Annotated in this window: 18 protein-coding genes; 11 read left to right on the top strand and 7 right to left on the bottom strand. The window is 48.4% G+C overall.

All coding sequences use genetic code 11. The annotated features are described in order from the left end of the window. Window positions 1–344 precede the first annotated feature (344 nt). From AWQ24_RS04780 to AWQ24_RS04770, 3 genes are all read right to left on the bottom strand, one after another. The gene (locus tag AWQ24_RS04780) at window positions 345–881 is read right to left on the bottom strand and encodes a hypothetical protein (RefSeq protein ID WP_143589360.1); all 537 of its coding nucleotides are present in this window, start codon (window positions 879–881) and stop codon (window positions 345–347) included. A gap of 92 nt (window positions 882–973) precedes the next feature. After that, complete coding sequence (locus AWQ24_RS04775) at window positions 974–1,429, bottom strand: hypothetical protein (RefSeq protein WP_012306562.1); 456 nt, start codon at window positions 1,427–1,429, stop codon at window positions 974–976. A 53-nt stretch (window positions 1,430–1,482) separates the two neighbouring features. Next, on the bottom strand, window positions 1,483–2,061 hold the full coding sequence (locus AWQ24_RS04770) for a hypothetical protein (protein ID WP_065716147.1): 579 nt from the start codon (window positions 2,059–2,061) through the stop codon (window positions 1,483–1,485). A gap of 1,031 nt (window positions 2,062–3,092) precedes the next feature. Between AWQ24_RS04770 and AWQ24_RS04765 the strand changes: the two genes are divergently transcribed. Beyond that, complete coding sequence (locus tag AWQ24_RS04765; protein ID WP_012306560.1) at window positions 3,093–3,713, top strand: CPP1-like family protein; 621 nt, start codon at window positions 3,093–3,095, stop codon at window positions 3,711–3,713. A 24-nt stretch (window positions 3,714–3,737) separates the two neighbouring features. Here AWQ24_RS04765 and nusB read toward each other — a convergent pair whose 3' ends face one another. The 3 genes from nusB to AWQ24_RS04750 all read right to left on the bottom strand — a co-directional run bounded on the left by nusB (window position 3,738) and on the right by AWQ24_RS04750 (window position 6,286). Further along, complete coding sequence (gene nusB / locus AWQ24_RS04760) at window positions 3,738–4,379, bottom strand: transcription antitermination factor NusB (RefSeq protein ID WP_012306559.1); 642 nt, start codon at window positions 4,377–4,379, stop codon at window positions 3,738–3,740. A 57-nt stretch (window positions 4,380–4,436) separates the two neighbouring features. Then, window positions 4,437–5,201 carry a DUF502 domain-containing protein gene (locus tag AWQ24_RS04755; protein ID WP_012306558.1) on the bottom strand — a complete coding sequence of 255 codons (765 nt, stop codon included), beginning with the start codon at window positions 5,199–5,201 and terminating at the stop codon, window positions 4,437–4,439. Between the two features lie 257 nt (window positions 5,202–5,458). Continuing rightward, complete coding sequence (locus AWQ24_RS04750; RefSeq protein WP_012306557.1) at window positions 5,459–6,286, bottom strand: HpsJ family protein; 828 nt, start codon at window positions 6,284–6,286, stop codon at window positions 5,459–5,461. Window positions 6,287–6,381: 95 nt separating this feature from the next. On the opposite strand from AWQ24_RS04750, the gene pgl reads away from it, so the two are divergent. The 10 genes from pgl (at window position 6,382) to AWQ24_RS04700 (ending at window position 15,300) form a co-directional block, all read left to right on the top strand. Continuing rightward, window positions 6,382–7,140, top strand: coding sequence for a 6-phosphogluconolactonase (gene pgl / locus AWQ24_RS04745; protein ID WP_030007841.1), 759 nt, complete (start codon window positions 6,382–6,384; stop codon window positions 7,138–7,140). Between the two features lie 37 nt (window positions 7,141–7,177). Further along, the gene (locus tag AWQ24_RS04740) at window positions 7,178–7,987 is read left to right on the top strand and encodes an FHA domain-containing protein (protein ID WP_065716146.1); all 810 of its coding nucleotides are present in this window, start codon (window positions 7,178–7,180) and stop codon (window positions 7,985–7,987) included. Between the two features lie 210 nt (window positions 7,988–8,197). Continuing rightward, window positions 8,198–9,316: an NADH-quinone oxidoreductase subunit NuoH gene (nuoH, locus tag AWQ24_RS04735; RefSeq protein WP_030007840.1), complete on the top strand. Its 1,119-nt coding sequence runs from the start codon at window positions 8,198–8,200 to the stop codon at window positions 9,314–9,316. A gap of 51 nt (window positions 9,317–9,367) precedes the next feature. Next, entirely contained in the window at window positions 9,368–9,979 is a 612-nt protein-coding gene (gene ndhI, locus AWQ24_RS04730) for an NAD(P)H-quinone oxidoreductase subunit I (RefSeq protein ID WP_012306553.1), read from the top strand. A 62-nt stretch (window positions 9,980–10,041) separates the two neighbouring features. Continuing rightward, window positions 10,042–10,659 carry an NADH-quinone oxidoreductase subunit J gene (locus tag AWQ24_RS04725; RefSeq protein ID WP_012306552.1) on the top strand — a complete coding sequence of 206 codons (618 nt, stop codon included), beginning with the start codon at window positions 10,042–10,044 and terminating at the stop codon, window positions 10,657–10,659. A 22-nt stretch (window positions 10,660–10,681) separates the two neighbouring features. Then, a complete protein-coding gene (gene nuoK, locus AWQ24_RS04720) occupies window positions 10,682–10,987 on the top strand; it encodes an NADH-quinone oxidoreductase subunit NuoK (RefSeq protein ID WP_198161530.1) in 306 nt (101 codons plus the stop codon). Window positions 10,988–11,237: 250 nt separating this feature from the next. Beyond that, a complete protein-coding gene (locus AWQ24_RS04715; protein ID WP_062433083.1) occupies window positions 11,238–12,704 on the top strand; it encodes a hypothetical protein in 1,467 nt (488 codons plus the stop codon). Window positions 12,705–12,870: 166 nt separating this feature from the next. Continuing rightward, a complete protein-coding gene (locus AWQ24_RS04710) occupies window positions 12,871–14,034 on the top strand; it encodes a cysteine desulfurase family protein (protein ID WP_065716144.1) in 1,164 nt (387 codons plus the stop codon). Window positions 14,035–14,048: 14 nt separating this feature from the next. After that, the gene (locus tag AWQ24_RS04705) at window positions 14,049–14,387 is read left to right on the top strand and encodes a circadian clock KaiB family protein (RefSeq protein ID WP_012306548.1); all 339 of its coding nucleotides are present in this window, start codon (window positions 14,049–14,051) and stop codon (window positions 14,385–14,387) included. Between the two features lie 52 nt (window positions 14,388–14,439). Then, window positions 14,440–15,300, top strand: coding sequence for an ABC transporter permease (locus AWQ24_RS04700; protein ID WP_012306547.1), 861 nt, complete (start codon window positions 14,440–14,442; stop codon window positions 15,298–15,300). Here AWQ24_RS04700 and AWQ24_RS04695 read toward each other — a convergent pair. Next, the gene (locus AWQ24_RS04695) at window positions 15,297–16,172 is read right to left on the bottom strand and encodes a lysophospholipid acyltransferase family protein (protein WP_065716143.1); all 876 of its coding nucleotides are present in this window, start codon (window positions 16,170–16,172) and stop codon (window positions 15,297–15,299) included. The genes AWQ24_RS04700 and AWQ24_RS04695 overlap by 4 nt on opposite strands. Window positions 16,173–16,196: the final 24 nt, after the last annotated feature.

Here is a 16,196-nt window from a genome sequence, read left to right as displayed (position 1 = left end):
TTCTGGTTTTTCTTTCTGTAAAGCTGTACTGTTTAAAAATAGATCTTAAATTATAGAAGCACTTTGACTTTATTTTCTTAAGTTATTGATACAAAATTAACTCAAGAAAAATAGTGTGAACTAAAAGATACAGTAGGATATTTTAATACAGCAATTTCATGCCTATTTGACGAATTTCTAAGTATAGTAATAAAAACACTTGGAGTCAGTAAAAAAACGACTGTGTTTTAGTGCTTTAGAATGCAAAGACAGGCGTCACTGTAAGCTGAAGATTTTTTAGCCGCTCTTTTTTTATTTTCATATAGCCTTTGAGATATTTTTCCTCACTATTCAAAATATTATATTTACTCAGTTTTTAAGTAATTAGCAGACAATTCTACATCATCATCTAGCTTATTGTGAGTCGATTCATTTTGTCGGGCTTCATTTGTGCTAGAAGCCCGTCCTTGTGAAACTAACCGAACCGCAGAACATTGCCGCGCCAGTACTGGATAAACCTCTGGATCTACTTGAATGCCTGAAGAAATCATGTCAGCACAAAGTTTGACTGTTTCCGCTGAAGATTGGATTTGAAACTTTGCTAATTCGGCTTGTTCTCTTTCCAGTAGGGTAGTGCTGAAATCTCTACAGTTGCTGCCCACTTGACCACCGAGGGGCACAATAATGGCACCGGAAAGAGCGTAGGAATTTGAACTCTCCCCATCAAATGTATTGCCATTTGCAGAGCCACTGAGCACAAAGGAAGGGCGGGGACAAACGATCCCTCTAAAACCGTAGGTGGCACTTTGACCTAAGTTGTACACAGCGGTTTGGTTGACTACCCCAGTCGCACTATTCCCCAATGAATTTTCATTATTCATCGTATTACTTTGATCTTGCATCGTTTGAGCCGCTCCGTAAATAGGAGTCAGGAACACTGTGGAGACAGCCGTTAAAAGTGTGAAGAATTTTCGACCAAACATAAATAAAACCTTTAGAACTCAACGGAGAGATTGCTTTCAAAAATAAAGGTGGTGCCATAGGTCTCTGCTGAGCCTTTGACCGTTGTAGAGGAACCTCGTGTTGTAAATTCTGACGCGTACGAATATTGACTTTCGACTGTGTAATTTTCGAATTCGACACCACCATTGATGGGGTTCATCGATCCGGAAACTACATTTTGAGAGAATTCTGTTTCGAAAATGCTGGATTGCCCACGAGATTCTTCTGTAATATCAATTTCTGTGGAGCCGCCGTAGAATGGCTCAATGGAATGAAAAAAATTAGCCCGGATTGTGGGTGCAGATGCAAAAGGATCTGGCTCTATATCCAAAGATAAAGGAGCGCCTGTGTATAAACCATCATAATAAGGCTCTCCCTGGAGCAGATTACCCGCAGATGCCGGGCTGGCGATGAACAATGCCATCGCCAAACCTAGCATTCTTTTCATGATTCTATCTGTAATAGTTAGAAACTTAGCTACGTGATAAATTACCGATGAGATTATCGGTTGCCGGCAGCAGTTTCATGGCTATCAGTTGTAGATCGCATGATAGCTTCAATGGTGCCAGTAACTTTAGAATAGCCACCAAAGGTTTCATTACCAGTCTCATGGGCACCGGCAACATGGAAGGTAAAGCCGTCATAATCACTTGTTGTAGTAAAGTCAGATGCGATCGTATTTTCAGTACCTTCTAAGGAAATTGTGCCTTCTGTGGTACCAGAAAAATCATCTTCAAAAAAGTCAACGGGCCCACCACACTGGTTACATAGAGCACCGTCTTGAATGGTACCTTCAACAGTACCTTCAAAAGTTCCAGTTAATGCAATTTCACTAGAGAGTTCACCATCTACACTGGTTGTTACAGTTCCATCGTAGTATTCTTTGTAAGCATAGTTAGACCATTCACGAGAGCCGTGATACCAATCTTTGCTTTCCAGATCAAGGTTAGAAGTCGTTTTGGAAGTGCTGTGTTCGAATGTGTTGCGGACGTAGCTTTCGCCAGCCTGTGCGGCTTGACCGATGGCAGCAAAAGCGATGATGGTTGCGAATGCGATTGTAGAAGAATTGAATTTAGCCATTGTAAGGAATCCTCAATAGAATTCAGTTTGATTTCAACAAATGCGTAACTAATTAATTTAGTCTTGCTGCTAGGAAAAGGTAAGACCCAAACCATCAAGTCTAAATTTCCCGTATAAACCAAGCCTCAGAACACTTAATTTTCTTGAAATCTCAGTAGAGGAATTACTCCCTACTTCTGGGATTTTTTTGGAAAAACACGTACGTATGTCGCTTTGATCCTTGCAAGTAGAGGTTTCAAGTGCCCCAGAAGGATCTCCACGAACCTTCTCACAAAGGAGAAAGATGAATAAAATACTTCTTTTAGGGTAAAAATACGTGGTTCTACTGAGGCAGACTGTGGTTTACTCATTTTTATTACTTACGTATTTGTTTGTACTTCAGTTTTATTACCTTTCAAAAGGAAGGTCAACCCTTTAAAGCTTGATTTTTAGAAATTCTATATAATGAAGCTTTTTTCTATAAAATTAGTGCCTAATTAATCTGAGGTTAAAAGAAGCTTCATGAAACTGATAAAATTCAGGGCATCTTTAACTAATTAACATAAACTTATGTTTACAAAGCCAGATCGAAAGAAAGAGGATCCATAAAAGATCAAGCTTGAGTTTTTATGGTAGGGTCAATCGACAAAATGGACTTATTTTAATGCCGAGTGCGATCAACGGGCACGAACCACAGCCTGGGAGGATTGTATTTTTGTGCTTGTCTGTTCATTGGCCTCTACGCGATCGCTTAGTGGAGGGTCTTTGGGATGGTCTCTAAGATTTTGTACATTGCAGCGGGTTAGGGAGCCTGAGTGGTTCGAGTACCTACTCCGTTAATCAGCTAGCGCTAAGTATGGGGATGTATGCTCTCTGGTCTGGGCAAGTCTTGAGGCGATGCGATCGCCCCGGCTATCATCACCAGAAAAAATTTTGCTCTATGGAAAGCGCACCGGAAAACGCTCATAATAATAAACTGTATGATGATTGGGTTACATTAAGAATCTAAGGATGTTCCAATAACCCAGTGGCATGCTCACAGGAGGAGGAGAATGAGCGAACAAAATCCCTACGAAACCCTTGGGCTTGCAAAAACGGCTTCATTTGAAGAGATCCAAGCAGCCAAACAAAAACTAAGCGCCCAATACGAAGGCGATCGCGCCGTAGTGGACAAACTCGAAGCGGCCTACGATGCGATTATTATGGACCGCCTTAGACAACGACAACAGGGCACCCTCGATGTTCCGGATAAAATTCGCTTTGCAGAAACTTCTCAGAAGAAGGCGCAGGCGTCTCAACCGTTGGTGAAGTCTCCCGAACTGCCCCAGTGGTTGGTCAATTTACGGGATACACCAGAAACCAACACTCTATATACTGCCCTCGGTGTCAATGGGGCGATCGCCATTGCCGGAATATTCCTCGCAACGGATCTCACCTCAACTCTTTTGACTGTGGCATTGATCGCGAATATTTATTTGCTCTACCGTAAAGAACAACGCTTTGGGCGAGCCGCTCTGATTGGGATTGTTGCCCTGGTCGCAGGCATTGCCCTCGGTAGTGGTGTGAATGCCATCCTCAATAGTACTGGCGTCACCGTGGCGATCGCCCCCGAACATCTCCTATTAGTGCTCACCAGTATTGTTTTTGGCTTAGGGACGAGTTTCTTAAGATAATGATAATAACGACCTGAAGGGCATCTATTTGAGGCTGTCCTCAGCCCGGAGGCGATCGCTAACCCGGCGCAGAACACCGTTAATAAAACGATGGCCGTCTTCGTCAGAATAGCGTTTTGCCAGTTCTACGGCCTCATTGATGGCCACTTTATAGGGCGTTTCTAAAAACAAAATTTCAGCCACAGCGATGCGCAAAATATCCCGGTCTAAGCGGGGCAGACGATGGTATTGCCAATCCACTAAAGACCCGTCAATGACCTCTTTGATTTGATCATTGCGACGGCGGAGGGTTGTGAGAATCTCTAACGCAAAATTGCGCACCTCATGTTGGCGAGTCAACTGCAAAAATTCTGGCAATTCCACCACATGACCCAAACGATTAATTGCCGCACGAGTCAATTCCAGGGCATCTGCGGCCATTGTACGCGCACTCTTGACATTAACCGCTAACGTTTCACTTCTGAGTAATTGCTCCTCCGCCCGGGAAACTTCACTCGCCGCATCCTCTAAAATGTCATGGATTTCGCTACTCAGGGTCCGAACTGCTGCCAACATCAATTCATCAAGCTCTACGGCTTCTAACTTATCGGGCTTGCCTTTGATCTGACTCAAGCTCAATAGAGCAATTTCACGGGCAACACTACGGGGCTGTTTACGGGCGGGCATAGTCTAACTAGGGATAAACAATAAGGAAAATCAACGTCACTCAGAGGCACCATTAAACTACACTTCTTCCTCTAGAGAAAGCATATCCGCCTGGGGACTGTTTAATTCTTCAAGAGGACGCTCCAATTCACGGGACTTTTTACGGCGGGTGAGATTGAGGGGAATTGTGCCCCGCACTGATTTTCGTTCAGTTTCTGCCTCCGGACTCACAATGCCCCCAGAAATTAAGACTTTAAAGGCATCCTCAATGGACATTGAGAGGTTGATCACATCATCTTCTGGCACCATTGCATACCAGCCAGAGGTGGGGTTCGGAGTCGTCGGAATAAACACACTCAAGAGAGGATCGGCCACCTGGGCCTGTAATTGGGGACTGACTGTTCCTGTGACAAAGCCTAGCGTCCAAACACCAGGTCGTGGATATTCCACCATCACTACTCGTCGGAAGCGACTCTGGGAATCCCGCAAGAGAGTTTCTAATAGTTGCTTGAGGGTTTTATAAATTGCGCCTGCTAGGGGAATCCCTTGGAGAATTTGTTCCCCCACATCCAACAGCCAACGTCCGACAAAATTTCGTGCCATCAGACCGATCACCAGAATAAATGTCAGGGGAACGGTGATCCCAACGCCAATATTTAAGGCATTGGTCAAGATTGGGTCCAGGCCATCGAACGGATTAATCTGCTTAGGGATTTGCGTCAAAAAATTAATCACCCAAGTCGCAATCGTGATCGTCAACCAAATGGTGGTCGCTAGGGGGATAACAACGAGCAACCCGGCAATCAGATCGTTTTTTAAATCTTGTTTCAGACGTTCTAACACGGTAGGGCGAGGTTTCCTGGTAGGGAGATGGTGGACGAAATGGCGGGAATATGTACAGTGGGTAGTCGTTTTTGTCGGTTTAGGAAATCAGAGAAATTTTGGGGACTAGGGTAGAAAAATAAGTGAAATGTTAAGAAAAAAGACGACGTAATCTATTTTACTGAATTCTTTGGGGTTGCCAACGTGTCTGGGCGCTACTGTGCTGGGAAAAATGGGGTGACAAGTACCCGTCGAGGTCACCCCAAGCGGGAAAAATATTATTCGGAATCGGCAGGTGCTTCAGGTTGAGGGGCTTGGGATGGGCTTGTTTTATTGAACCAAGCATTGCGAACGCCAAGCCAACCCACAATCAGATAAGCAATTCCTAACAAGAGACTGCGGATAGTGGTTGGGATAATTTCCTGGAGGACACTGCGGTTGGCTTCTTGGCGCTGTTGTGTCTGGAGTTCAACAACGCTTTGTTGTAATTCTTCTAGCCGCGCATTCAGGGCTTCGGGGTCATTGACGAATGTTTGGTAGTTGAGGAATTCTTGTCTTTGGGCTTCGACTTCGGCGATCTGCTGGGGGGGAACTTGACCAGAGTTGAGGGCTGTTTCGATTTCTTGGATCTGTTGCTCTAGTTGTTGTTTAGCTTCGGGGTTTTGGGCAAGGGCCTGGAGTTGGCTGTATTGCTGCTGGACTTGTTGTTCCCGTTGTTGGGTTTCTTGTTCAATTTGGGCGATCGCCTGTTCTCGAATGCCCTGCATATTGTCGAGGTGGATAGGGATGAGGATCAAGAAAATCACCCCAAGGACGAGGGAAAAAAGAAAACTTAAAAAACGACCATCTGTAATGGAGGCGCGCAGTTTTGCTGGTTTTCCGGCATTGTCATCTAGCCAACTGCCCAGAAGCAGAGCCACAATCCCAATCAAAGGGTTAAGCCCTCTACCGACTACCTGATTTGTGAAATTAATTTGCCAAGCATTGTCCAGGGGCAGCCACGGGAAGGCGGCAATGACGTAATCAACGAAAGAAGAAATTAACAGTACGCCCCCCAAAATCTTGAGGCTCAGGGACGTAAAAGAAGCAAGGCGAACATTATTCATACTTTATGTATCAGTCAATGGGCGTTTATGGGTGTCACCACTAGAATGACGAGTAACGCTATTTTAGGGGGCATGGTTCGTCCTCTGTAAAGTTTATGACAAAATACCTGGAAATCCTGGATGACAAACCGGAACTCATTAAACGGGCGCTGCGTATTGTCATGGGCCGGATTGAGGAGGCGATCGCCCGTCGTGGTGTCTGTACCATTGCCCTTGCCGGCGGCAGTACCCCCAAACCTTTATACGAAAAATTAGCAGAGCAATCCCTCCCCTGGGCGCAACTCCACATTTTTTGGGGAGATGAACGCTATGTACCGGCCGATCACCCCGATAGCAATCAACGGATGGCCCGGCTCGCCTGGCTGGATCAGGTGCCGATTCCGGAGGGCAATATTCACCCGATGCCGACCGCAGCCGCAGACCCCCAGCAAGATGCAGCGGCCTATGATGCAACGTTGAGAAATTTTTTTGGCGATCGCCCCTGGCCTAGTTTCGATATTGTGCTGTTGGGCATGGGGGATGATGGCCATACTGCTTCGCTCTTTCCCCAAACGGCGGCCCTAACCGTTGGCGATCGCCTCATCACCGTCGGCGAAAAACAGGGAGAACCCAGGCTGACCTTTACCGTGCCCTTGATTAATGCCGCCCAGAACATTCTTTTCCTAGTTGCTGGGGAAAATAAACAGGAGGCGCTCCAGAAAATTTTCCATAGCGATGCCGATGGGTTTGCCTATCCCAGTAAACTGATCAACCCAGACCACGGTGTCCTCTGGTGGCTCCTGGATGCTGCTGCTGGCGATCGCCTCGCCCCCGATCAAGCAATCTATCAAACGAAATCTCGCCCAGAGCCTTAAAATAAAACCATTCTTTTCCCTTTGACCACCCACTGTCATGATTAGTTGTCCCAACTGTAACCACCAAAATCCTGACGGCGCTGTCCAATGCGAAGCCTGTTATACCCCCCTCCCCCAAGCATCGGCTTGTCCCCAATGTGGCGCTAGCGTCCAAAGTAATGCCGCCTTCTGTGGTCAATGTGGCTTTAACCTGCAACAGGCCGCTCCCATGGCAGTAACAGAGGAGTTACCCAAAACTGTGGTTCCCAATGCCCCCAGTGCCAGCGCCCCCCCCACAGCGCCCCCTGAGCCCACCCTGGATTTCCCAGAGATTCCCGAAGCAGATTTCCCTGATTTTCCTGACTTTTTCGAGGAAGAAGAAGCCGCTGCCCCTGCCGTTGCCGAATCTCCAGAATTGCCTGATCCTTTCACATTTGATTTTGAAGAACCAAGCCCTGCCCCAGAGGTGCCGCCAACGCCTGCTCCTGCTCCTGCCCCAACCACTGTCCAGGGATCAATGCAGGCAACCCAAATTCAAGTGCAGACCGCCAGCTTGCTCCATGTGCAAACCCAGGTGGCCTTAGAGATTCCTGAAAACCTCGATGTGATTCACATCGGCAAACCGAATGAGACCGTCCCACCAGATATTGATGTTTCTGGTTTCCCGAGTTCTGAGGTGGTATCACGGGTACACGCCGACCTGCGCCAAGAAGCGGGCCTCTACTATATCGAAGACACCGGTAGTTCCAATGGCACCTATATCAACCATGTGCCCCTCCCTGTCGGTAATCGACATCGACTCCGGGCCGGCGATCGCATTGGTTTAGGCAAAGGCGATAAGGTGACGTTTATTTTCCAAATCAGTTAAGGGCGATTTATCAATCCTGGCGTTTTGCCGTGGCCATTGACGCACCTTGGTTTAGAAAAACTTATCAATAGCCCCTAAAATTCCCTAAGAGGTTCTGATAACGGAGTTTCCCGGAACAACGATATACTAATTCAGTGATGTCACTTTTGTTGGAAATCCCTGCCTCGATACATTCCCTTAACAATCCATCGTGCAGGCCAAAGAACCCCTATGAACTCAGGAATCGATCTTCAAGGTAGTTTTATCGAAACCCTCCAATCCTTTGGGTTATCCCATGAAATTGCCAAGACTATTTGGCTACCCCTACCGTTGTTACTGATGATTATTGGCGCGACAGTGGGTGTTTTAGTCGTGGTGTGGTTAGAGCGAAAAATTTCAGCGGCAGCCCAACAACGGGTTGGCCCGGAATATGCAGGCCCCCTAGGGGTTTTACAGCCGGTGGCCGATGGTTTAAAGCTGGTTTTTAAAGAAGATGTGGTCCCCGCTAAAACAGATCCCTGGCTCTTTACCCTCGGGCCTGCTCTTGTGGTCATTCCGGTCTTTTTGTCCTATCTCATCGTTCCCTTCGGGCAAAACCTGGTGATTACGGATTTGAACGTGGGGATTTTTCTGTGGATTTCCCTCTCAAGCATCGCTCCCATTGGCCTCTTGATGTCAGGCTACTCTTCTAATAATAAATATGCGTTACTGGGGGGACTGCGTGCTGCCGCCCAATCAATCAGCTACGAAATTCCCCTGGCCCTGGCTGTATTGGCGATCGCCATGATGTCCAATAGCCTGAGCACCATTGACATTGTTGAACAACAATCCGGTTACGGCATTTTAGGCTGGAATATTTGGCGACAACCCATCGGCTTCCTCATTTTCTGGATTGCCGCCCTTGCCGAATGTGAACGACTCCCCTTTGACCTACCCGAAGCAGAAGAAGAACTCGTTGCTGGCTACCAAACCGAATATGCCGGGATGAAATTTGGTCTGTTCTACGTTGGCTCCTATGTCAACCTCGTGCTTTCGGCCCTGATTGTTTCGATTCTCTACCTAGGCGGTTGGGAGTTTCCCATTCCCCTCGATAAGCTTGCCGGTTGGTTAAACGTTGCCCCCAGCACCCCTTGGCTCCAGGTGATCACCGCCTCCTTGGGGATTATTATGACCCTCGTGAAAACCTATGCCCTGGTCTTTATTGCTGTCCTCCTACGCTGGACTTTACCGCGGGTACGCATTGACCAACTCTTGAACTTTGGCTGGAAGTTTCTCCTCCCCGTTGCCCTTGTTAACCTATTGCTCACGGCGGCCCTAAAACTTGCTTTCCCCATTGCTTTTGGGGGCTAAGGCTTCGCCGTTTCTTTCCCCTTCTTTGTTGATCTTCTCACCCTATGTCCTATGTTTAAAATCCTCAAACAAGTCGGTGACTATGCCAAGGATGCAGCCCAGGCAGCGAAGTATATTGGCCAGGGTCTCTCGGTAACTTTTGATCACATGCGGCGACGCCCCGTGACAGTGCAATATCCCTACGAGAAGCTGATTCCCTCAGAACGGTTTCGCGGCAGAATTCACTTTGAATTCGATAAATGTATTGCCTGTGAAGTCTGTGTAAGAGTTTGTCCGATCAACCTCCCCGTCGTGGATTGGGAATTTGATAAAAGCATCAAAAAGAAAACCCTCAAGCATTACAGCATCGACTTTGGGGTTTGTATCTTCTGCGGTAACTGTGTCGAATACTGCCCCACCAATTGTCTATCGATGACAGAAGAATATGAGCTGGCCACCTACGATCGCCATGAATTGAACTACGATAATGTGGCCCTGGGTCGTCTGCCCTACAAAGTCACCCAAGATCCGATGGTGACGCCCCTCCGGGAGTTAGCCTACTTGCCCCAAGGTGTCATTGACCCCCATGATCTTCCCCAAGGCAGTCAGCGGGCTGGCGAGCATCCAGAGGATATTCTCGAACGCTTACAGGCAGAAAAGCAACAAGAAACAGCAGATCAATAAAGCCAAGATAGACTAAGCAAGATTAGTGCAGGTGTGAATTTAGCAGGAGTTTTAAAAAAACTGTGAATTTAGCAGAAGGTGTTCAAATTGTTTCGTTCGTCATCCTCACGGTGATGATGCTGGGGTCAGCCCTTGGGGTTGTGCTCTTTGAAAATATTGTCTACTCAGCGTTCCTGCTGGGGGGCGTGTTTATCAGTATTTCTGGGTTCTATATTCTGTTAAATGCGGATTTCGTCGCGGCAGCCCAGGTCTTGATTTATGTCGGGGCGATTAATGTTTTGATCTTATTCGCCATCATGTTGGTGAATAAAAAAGAAGACTTCAGTCAGATGCCTGGTCGCCTCCTTCGTCAGGGGGCAACGGCTCTGGTCTGCTTGGGTCTTTTCGCCCTCCTTGGCACGATGGTTTTGGTAACTCCTTGGGAATTGTCGACAATTTCTCCGGCAGCAGTGGGCAATTCTGTGGTGGCGATCGCCAAACATTTCTTTAGCGATTTCCTCCTGCCTTTTGAACTAGCTTCAGTGCTCCTCCTCATTGCCATGGTGGGCGCGATTATCCTGGCCCGTCGCGATATTATTCCTGAGATTACAACCACAGAAGAAGGGAGTACCGGCCTCCAACTACCAGAGCGTCCCCGGGAGCTCGCTGGCGCAAATAGCCCCAAATCCAAACAAAACTAAGCTTTTCTTGACACCCATGCAAATTCAACTCGAATACATCCTGGTTCTCGCTGCCGCCCTATTTTGCATCGGCATTTACGGTTTAGTGACCAGTCGCAATGCCGTCCGCGTGTTGATGTCCATTGAGCTATTGCTAAACTCCGTCAATCTCAACTTTATGGGCTTCTCTAACTTCCTCGATCCCAGCGAAATCAAAGGACAAGTTTTTACCGTCTTTGTTCTGACTGTTGCTGCTGCCGAAGCCGCCGTGGGTTTAGCGATCATCCTTGCCATTTACCGCAACCGCAACACCATCGATATGGAACAGTTTAATTTGCTGAAATGGTAGCCCTTTAAAAACCAAGCAAAGTTAATAAACTTCATCTTTTTGAGAGGGATCAGTCCACTGGTCTCTCTTTTTTTCTTCACAAAACATAAGGTTATCAAATAATAACAAGATAAACTAAAACTTAAACTTAACTCCCAAAGGATTGAGATAACATTAAGACCACGACAGCACAAACGACCTTGTGGGATTGACCGTAGCGATCTTCAAGCATCGTCCCGTGATTGCGATAAAGATATATAAGGAAAAATACATGGTTTCGACACTTTCTCCTCAAGCAACCCAATTACCCAATATTTGCGGTCAGGAGCAGGAAATTTCAGAGATTGTCAATCATCACGAAAAAATCTTTCTCGATCGGAGTGATCTCAATCTTGATCAAGTCAAGGCTGGGTTTGCCTGTGCCCTTCATATGCACCAACCCACCATTCCCGCCGGAACCGATGGCGCACTCATTTGCAACTTGCAGCACATGATGGAAAATCCCCACGATGGTGATAACCACAATGCCACAGTGTTTGCTTGGTGCTACAGCCGCATGGGAGAGTTTATCCCTGAGCTAGTAGCTGCAGGCTGTAGCCCTCGGATTATGTTGGATTATTCTGGCAACCTGCTCTGGGGTCTACGGCAAATGGGCCGGGAAGATGTCCTCGATAACCTTAAGAAAATCACCACAGATGCCCGTTATCAGCCCTATGTGGAATGGCTAGGGACTATGTGGAGCCATGCGGTAGCCCCTTCGACGCCCATCCCCGATTTAAAATTGCAAATTCAAGCCTGGCAGCATTATTTTGCAGAAATTTTTGGGGTCGAAGCCCTGAAGCGGGTTAAAGGATTTTCGCCCCCAGAAATGCACCTCCCCAATCATCCGGATACGCTATTTGAATACATTAAAGCCCTCAAGGAATGTGGTTATCGTTGGTTGTTAGTGCAAGAACATTCCGTGGAGCGCTTGGACGGTTCTGGTTTACACCATGATGATAAATATCTCCCCAATCGCCTGGTGGTGAAAAATTCCCGGGGCGAAGAAATCAGCATTACGGCACTGATTAAAACCCAGGGGTCTGATACGAAACTGGTGGCCCAGATGCAACCTTATTACGAAGCCAAGAGTCGCGATCGCCAAGAATTAGCAGGCCAATCAGTGCCCTGTTTAGTTTCCCAGATCGCCGATGGGGAAAATGGCGGCGTGATGATGAATGAGTTTCCTGGAGGTTATCTCCCGGCTTGGCATGACATTAAAAATGACGGTAGTGTTGTCGGTTTTAATGGCACGGAATATCTTGAACTCCTAGAAGCGAAGGGTATTACCGAAGCCGATTATCCAGTGTGTCAGGCGGTGGGCCAGGCGAAGATTTGGGCAAGACTAGAGGCCGAAAATCAAGGTGTTACGCCGGAAACTGTCAATCAGGCGATCGCCTATTTAAATGAACATGACCACCAATTCCATGTGGATGGCGCTTCCTGGACAAATGATCTCAGTTGGGTCAAGGGTTATGAAAATGTCCTGGAGCCGATGAACGAACTGAGCGCCAAATTCCACGAAAAATATGACCGCCTCGTGGCCGAAGATCCCAGCGTAACGAAAACAGAAGCTTATCAACGATCTCTGTTGTATTTGCTGTTGGTAGAAACCAGTTGTTTCCGCTATTGGGGCCAGGGCACTTGGACGGACTACGCCCGGAAGCTCTACAGTGATGGGCTTGCAAGTTTGGCTTAGGGTTTGTACTAGAGTGATGTGATGGCGAAACTCTTCTGGTCTTGGACTGGGGGAGTTTTTTCTTGTTGCGGCTTTGGCTTATCCTGGGATACTCCCTTGGTCGCACAGGCTGACGGGTTGGCCCTAATTTGCGTATGCTAAGGGAACCATTGAGCGATCGCCCACCATGCAAATTTACCTTGATTACAGCGCAACAACGCCCCCCCATCCTTTGGTGATCCAGCGGGTGCAAGAAGTCTGTGGCCAAACCTGGGGCAATCCCTCAAGCTTACATGGTTGGGGCAATCGGGCTGCTACCCTCCTGGAAATGGCGCGGATGCAAGTGGCGAGCCTCATTGGCGCAGCGAACCCCGATGAAATTATTTTTACGGCAGGGGGTACCGAAGCCGATAACCTGGCAATTTTTGGCATTACAGACCAGTACCGAGAGCCGCAACATTTGATTATCTCCCAGGTGGAACATCCGGCGATCGCCAAGGCCGCAGATTTCCTCGCAACCCAAGGCTGGCAAGTGACACGCCTCGGAGTTAATCGTCGTGGCCAAGTAGATCCTCAGGATCTAGAAAAGGCGATTCAAGCCAACACGATTTTAATTTCGGTGATCTATGGCCAGAGCGAAGTGGGCACCATTCAACCCATTGCGGAACTGGGGGCGATCGCCAAAAAACATCACATTACCTTTCACACCGACGCAGTTCAGGCCGTGGGACGCATTCCCATTGATCTCCGCCAGCTTCCCGTGGATTTGCTTTCCCTGTCTGGGCACAAAATCTATGGCCTCCAGGGGGCTGGTGCGTTGTATGTGCGCGACGGTATTAAACTTCAGCCCCGACTCTACGGCGGCGGCCAAGAACACAATTTGCGTTCCGGCACCCAAAATTTACCCGGCATCGTTGCTTTGGGGATGGCCGCTGAACTCGCCGAGGAAACCATGGCCCAAGAAATTGAACGCTTGAGTCGCCTCCGCAATTTTTTGTTAAACCGAGGGAGCAGTAGCCCACATCTACAAATTACAGGCGATCGCCATGCCCGCTTACCCCACCATGTCAGTTTTGCCTTGCGCCAAGATTCGCCCCTCCTGGGCCTAACCGGGAAAACCCTCGTGCGTCAAATGAACCTCGCTGGCATCGGTATTAGTGCGGGGTCTGCCTGCCATAGCGGTAAACTCAATCCCAGCACAACCCTGAAGGCGATGGGCTATAGCGATCAAGAGGCTCTCTCTGGGATTCGCTTAACCCTAGGTGCACAAACTCAAATGGAAGATATAGAATGGACGGCGATCGCCCTCGAACAAATTTTGCAGCGACAACCTACCGTGCTTCTGGCATAACCTGACCCAAATACATGGCTTCTGACTTCTCTAAGGATCCCTCCCCGCGGCTAGATCCAAGCCCTCCCATCCACCACAAACAAAATGAATTCTATGTGCTTTATCTCTACGTTGCTGGCAGTAATAGCCATTCCCGCTGGGCGATCAACGAACTAGAAAGCATTTGCAGCGAATATCTGCCCGGACGCCACGAAATCCGGATCATTGATATTTATGAGCACCCCGACCTCGCTGAGTCAGAACGGATTGTTGCGACCCCGACTCTGATCAAAAAATTGCCGCCCCCCTTGCGAAAGTTTATCGGCGACTTATCCGATCGAGAAAGTATTCTGATTGGTTTAGATATTTGGTAAAAGCCATGGGGAGAGACCGCCCAACCGCTATACTGACAGACGTTCTGTTTTAATGTGGGCTGTTATGGCAGGGGAAAATCCTGAGGCAAAACTTTCGCGTCGCCTGGCCCTGGTGGGGGTGACGCTTACCGGGCTATTTGTGGCGATCGCCCTCGGCGCACCCTTATTAGAAAATGTCGGCTGGTTGAAAGATCCCCTCGATTCCCTCAGTTTCCCGATCCATAGTCCCCCCAGTTGGAACCATTGGTTTGGCACCAGTCGCCAGGGTTACGATGTTTTGTCCCGCACCCTCTTTGGTACCCAGGCAGCCCTCAAGGTAGTGCTGCTAGCCACGAGTCTCAGTTTAATAATCGGCGTTCCCCTGGGGATGGTGAGTGGATATTTTGGTGGCAAGGTAGACCGGGTGCTGCTGTTTTTAATGGATACGATCTATACCCTACCGGGATTGCTGTTGTCCGTTACCCTCGCCTTTGTGGTGGGCAAAGGGGTCATTAATGCGGCGATCGCCTTGAGCATTTCCTATGTGCCCCAATATTTTCGCCTTGTCCGCAACCGCACCACCAGCGCCAAAACAGAACTGTTTATCGAAGCAGCCCAGGCCATGGGGGCAACGCCGAGGCGAATTTTGTCGAAATATTTGTTTCTCAATGTAATCCAGAGTGTACCGGTACTGTTTACCCTCAATGCCGCCGATGCGATTTTAATCCTGGGGGGATTGGGCTTTTTGGGTTTAGGTTTGCCCGATGGCACGCCGGAATGGGGCCATGATTTGCGCCTCGCCCTCGATGCTTTGCCGACGGGGATTTGGTGGACGGCGCTGTTTCCGGGGCTGACCATGACCCTGATGGTGATGGGTTTATCTTTGCTAGGGGAAGGCTTAAACACCTGGCTAAATCCTGCGAACCGTCGCTAGGAACAACTTTTAGGGCGAGATTCGACCTCAGCGATTAATTGGTCTAATTCCCGTTGCATTTCCCCTAAAACCCGCTGATAGCAGGCTTCAACATAGGGGCGATCGCCAGCCGCGGCCCGGCCATATTTTTCAAAGCGAATTGGTGGACAAACCCGCGTATACATTTTTGTGGGTAAGGGAAAGTTGGGTAGGGGGCCAAAGGCGACGCCCCAGGGTAAACCGAGATAAATAGGAAAAACTTCTGGGTCGATGTTAAATAGCCACGGCAGGTTAAACGCTTTTAAAAATCCTTTAAGGGGTTCGTAGATATCTTCAATGACAAAAATACTGTCGTGGGCTCCCCAAGAAATCAGCGGCACAATGGGCACCCCCTGGCGCAGGGCCAGTTTAATAAATCCCCGTCGCTCGGCAAAATAAATCTGATTTCTTTGGGCATGGGGCCGGAAAACATCTTGGCCACCTCCGGGATAGACAAGGACATTGGCCCCGGATTTCAAAGCGGCGATCGCCATTTTCGGGTGGGCTTGCACTGCCCCCGTTTTGACCGCAATTTTCGCTAATTCTGGAAAAGCGAGCCAAATATTGCGATGCATCAGGCCATAGGTGGGCCTTTCAACTCCATACCGCCGAAACCAGTCATACATCATCATCCACATATCCGGTGCCGCAAGGCCGCCATTGTGGGAACCAACCCCTAACACCGGCTCATCTGTCGGTAAATTTTCCCAGCCACTGGTTTCTACCCGAAAATAAAATTTGTAGAGCCACTCCCAGAGGGGCAGCAAACGCCGGATAGTTTCTGGGTCACGCCCCTCAAGGGACCAGCCATCCAAGGGCGGATCCAGGGGAGGAAATGGCGGAAAAAGGGGCATAATAGCGACAAAACAAGACTTTAC

The organism is Picosynechococcus sp. PCC 8807 (assembly GCF_001693295.1).
In the GTDB taxonomy this organism is placed as follows: Bacteria; Cyanobacteriota; Cyanobacteriia; order Cyanobacteriales; family MRBY01; genus MRBY01.
This window is presented reverse-complemented; position numbering and strand designations above follow the sequence as displayed.

Bases quoted from the DNA above. Each gene is read 5' to 3' on its own strand.
- AWQ24_RS04780 (WP_143589360.1), bottom strand. From the start codon at position 881: ATGCAAGATCAAAGTAATACGATGAATAATGAAAATTCATTGGGGAAT.
- AWQ24_RS04775 (WP_012306562.1), bottom strand. From the start codon at position 1,429: ATGAAAAGAATGCTAGGTTTGGCGATGGCATTGTTCATCGCCAGCCCG.
- AWQ24_RS04770 (WP_065716147.1), bottom strand. From the start codon at position 2,061: ATGGCTAAATTCAATTCTTCTACAATCGCATTCGCAACCATCATCGCT.
- AWQ24_RS04765 (WP_012306560.1), top strand. From the start codon at position 3,093: ATGAGCGAACAAAATCCCTACGAAACCCTTGGGCTTGCAAAAACGGCT.
- nusB (WP_012306559.1), bottom strand. From the start codon at position 4,379: ATGCCCGCCCGTAAACAGCCCCGTAGTGTTGCCCGTGAAATTGCTCTA.
- AWQ24_RS04750 (WP_012306557.1), bottom strand. From the start codon at position 6,286: ATGAATAATGTTCGCCTTGCTTCTTTTACGTCCCTGAGCCTCAAGATT.
- pgl (WP_030007841.1), top strand. From the start codon at position 6,382: ATGACAAAATACCTGGAAATCCTGGATGACAAACCGGAACTCATTAAA.
- AWQ24_RS04740 (WP_065716146.1), top strand. From the start codon at position 7,178: ATGATTAGTTGTCCCAACTGTAACCACCAAAATCCTGACGGCGCTGTC.
- nuoH (WP_030007840.1), top strand. From the start codon at position 8,198: ATGAACTCAGGAATCGATCTTCAAGGTAGTTTTATCGAAACCCTCCAA.
- ndhI (WP_012306553.1), top strand. From the start codon at position 9,368: ATGTTTAAAATCCTCAAACAAGTCGGTGACTATGCCAAGGATGCAGCC.
- AWQ24_RS04715 (WP_062433083.1), top strand. From the start codon at position 11,238: ATGGTTTCGACACTTTCTCCTCAAGCAACCCAATTACCCAATATTTGC.
- AWQ24_RS04710 (WP_065716144.1), top strand. From the start codon at position 12,871: ATGCAAATTTACCTTGATTACAGCGCAACAACGCCCCCCCATCCTTTG.
- AWQ24_RS04705 (WP_012306548.1), top strand. From the start codon at position 14,049: ATGGCTTCTGACTTCTCTAAGGATCCCTCCCCGCGGCTAGATCCAAGC.
- AWQ24_RS04700 (WP_012306547.1), top strand. From the start codon at position 14,440: ATGTGGGCTGTTATGGCAGGGGAAAATCCTGAGGCAAAACTTTCGCGT.
- AWQ24_RS04695 (WP_065716143.1), bottom strand. From the start codon at position 16,172: ATGCCCCTTTTTCCGCCATTTCCTCCCCTGGATCCGCCCTTGGATGGC.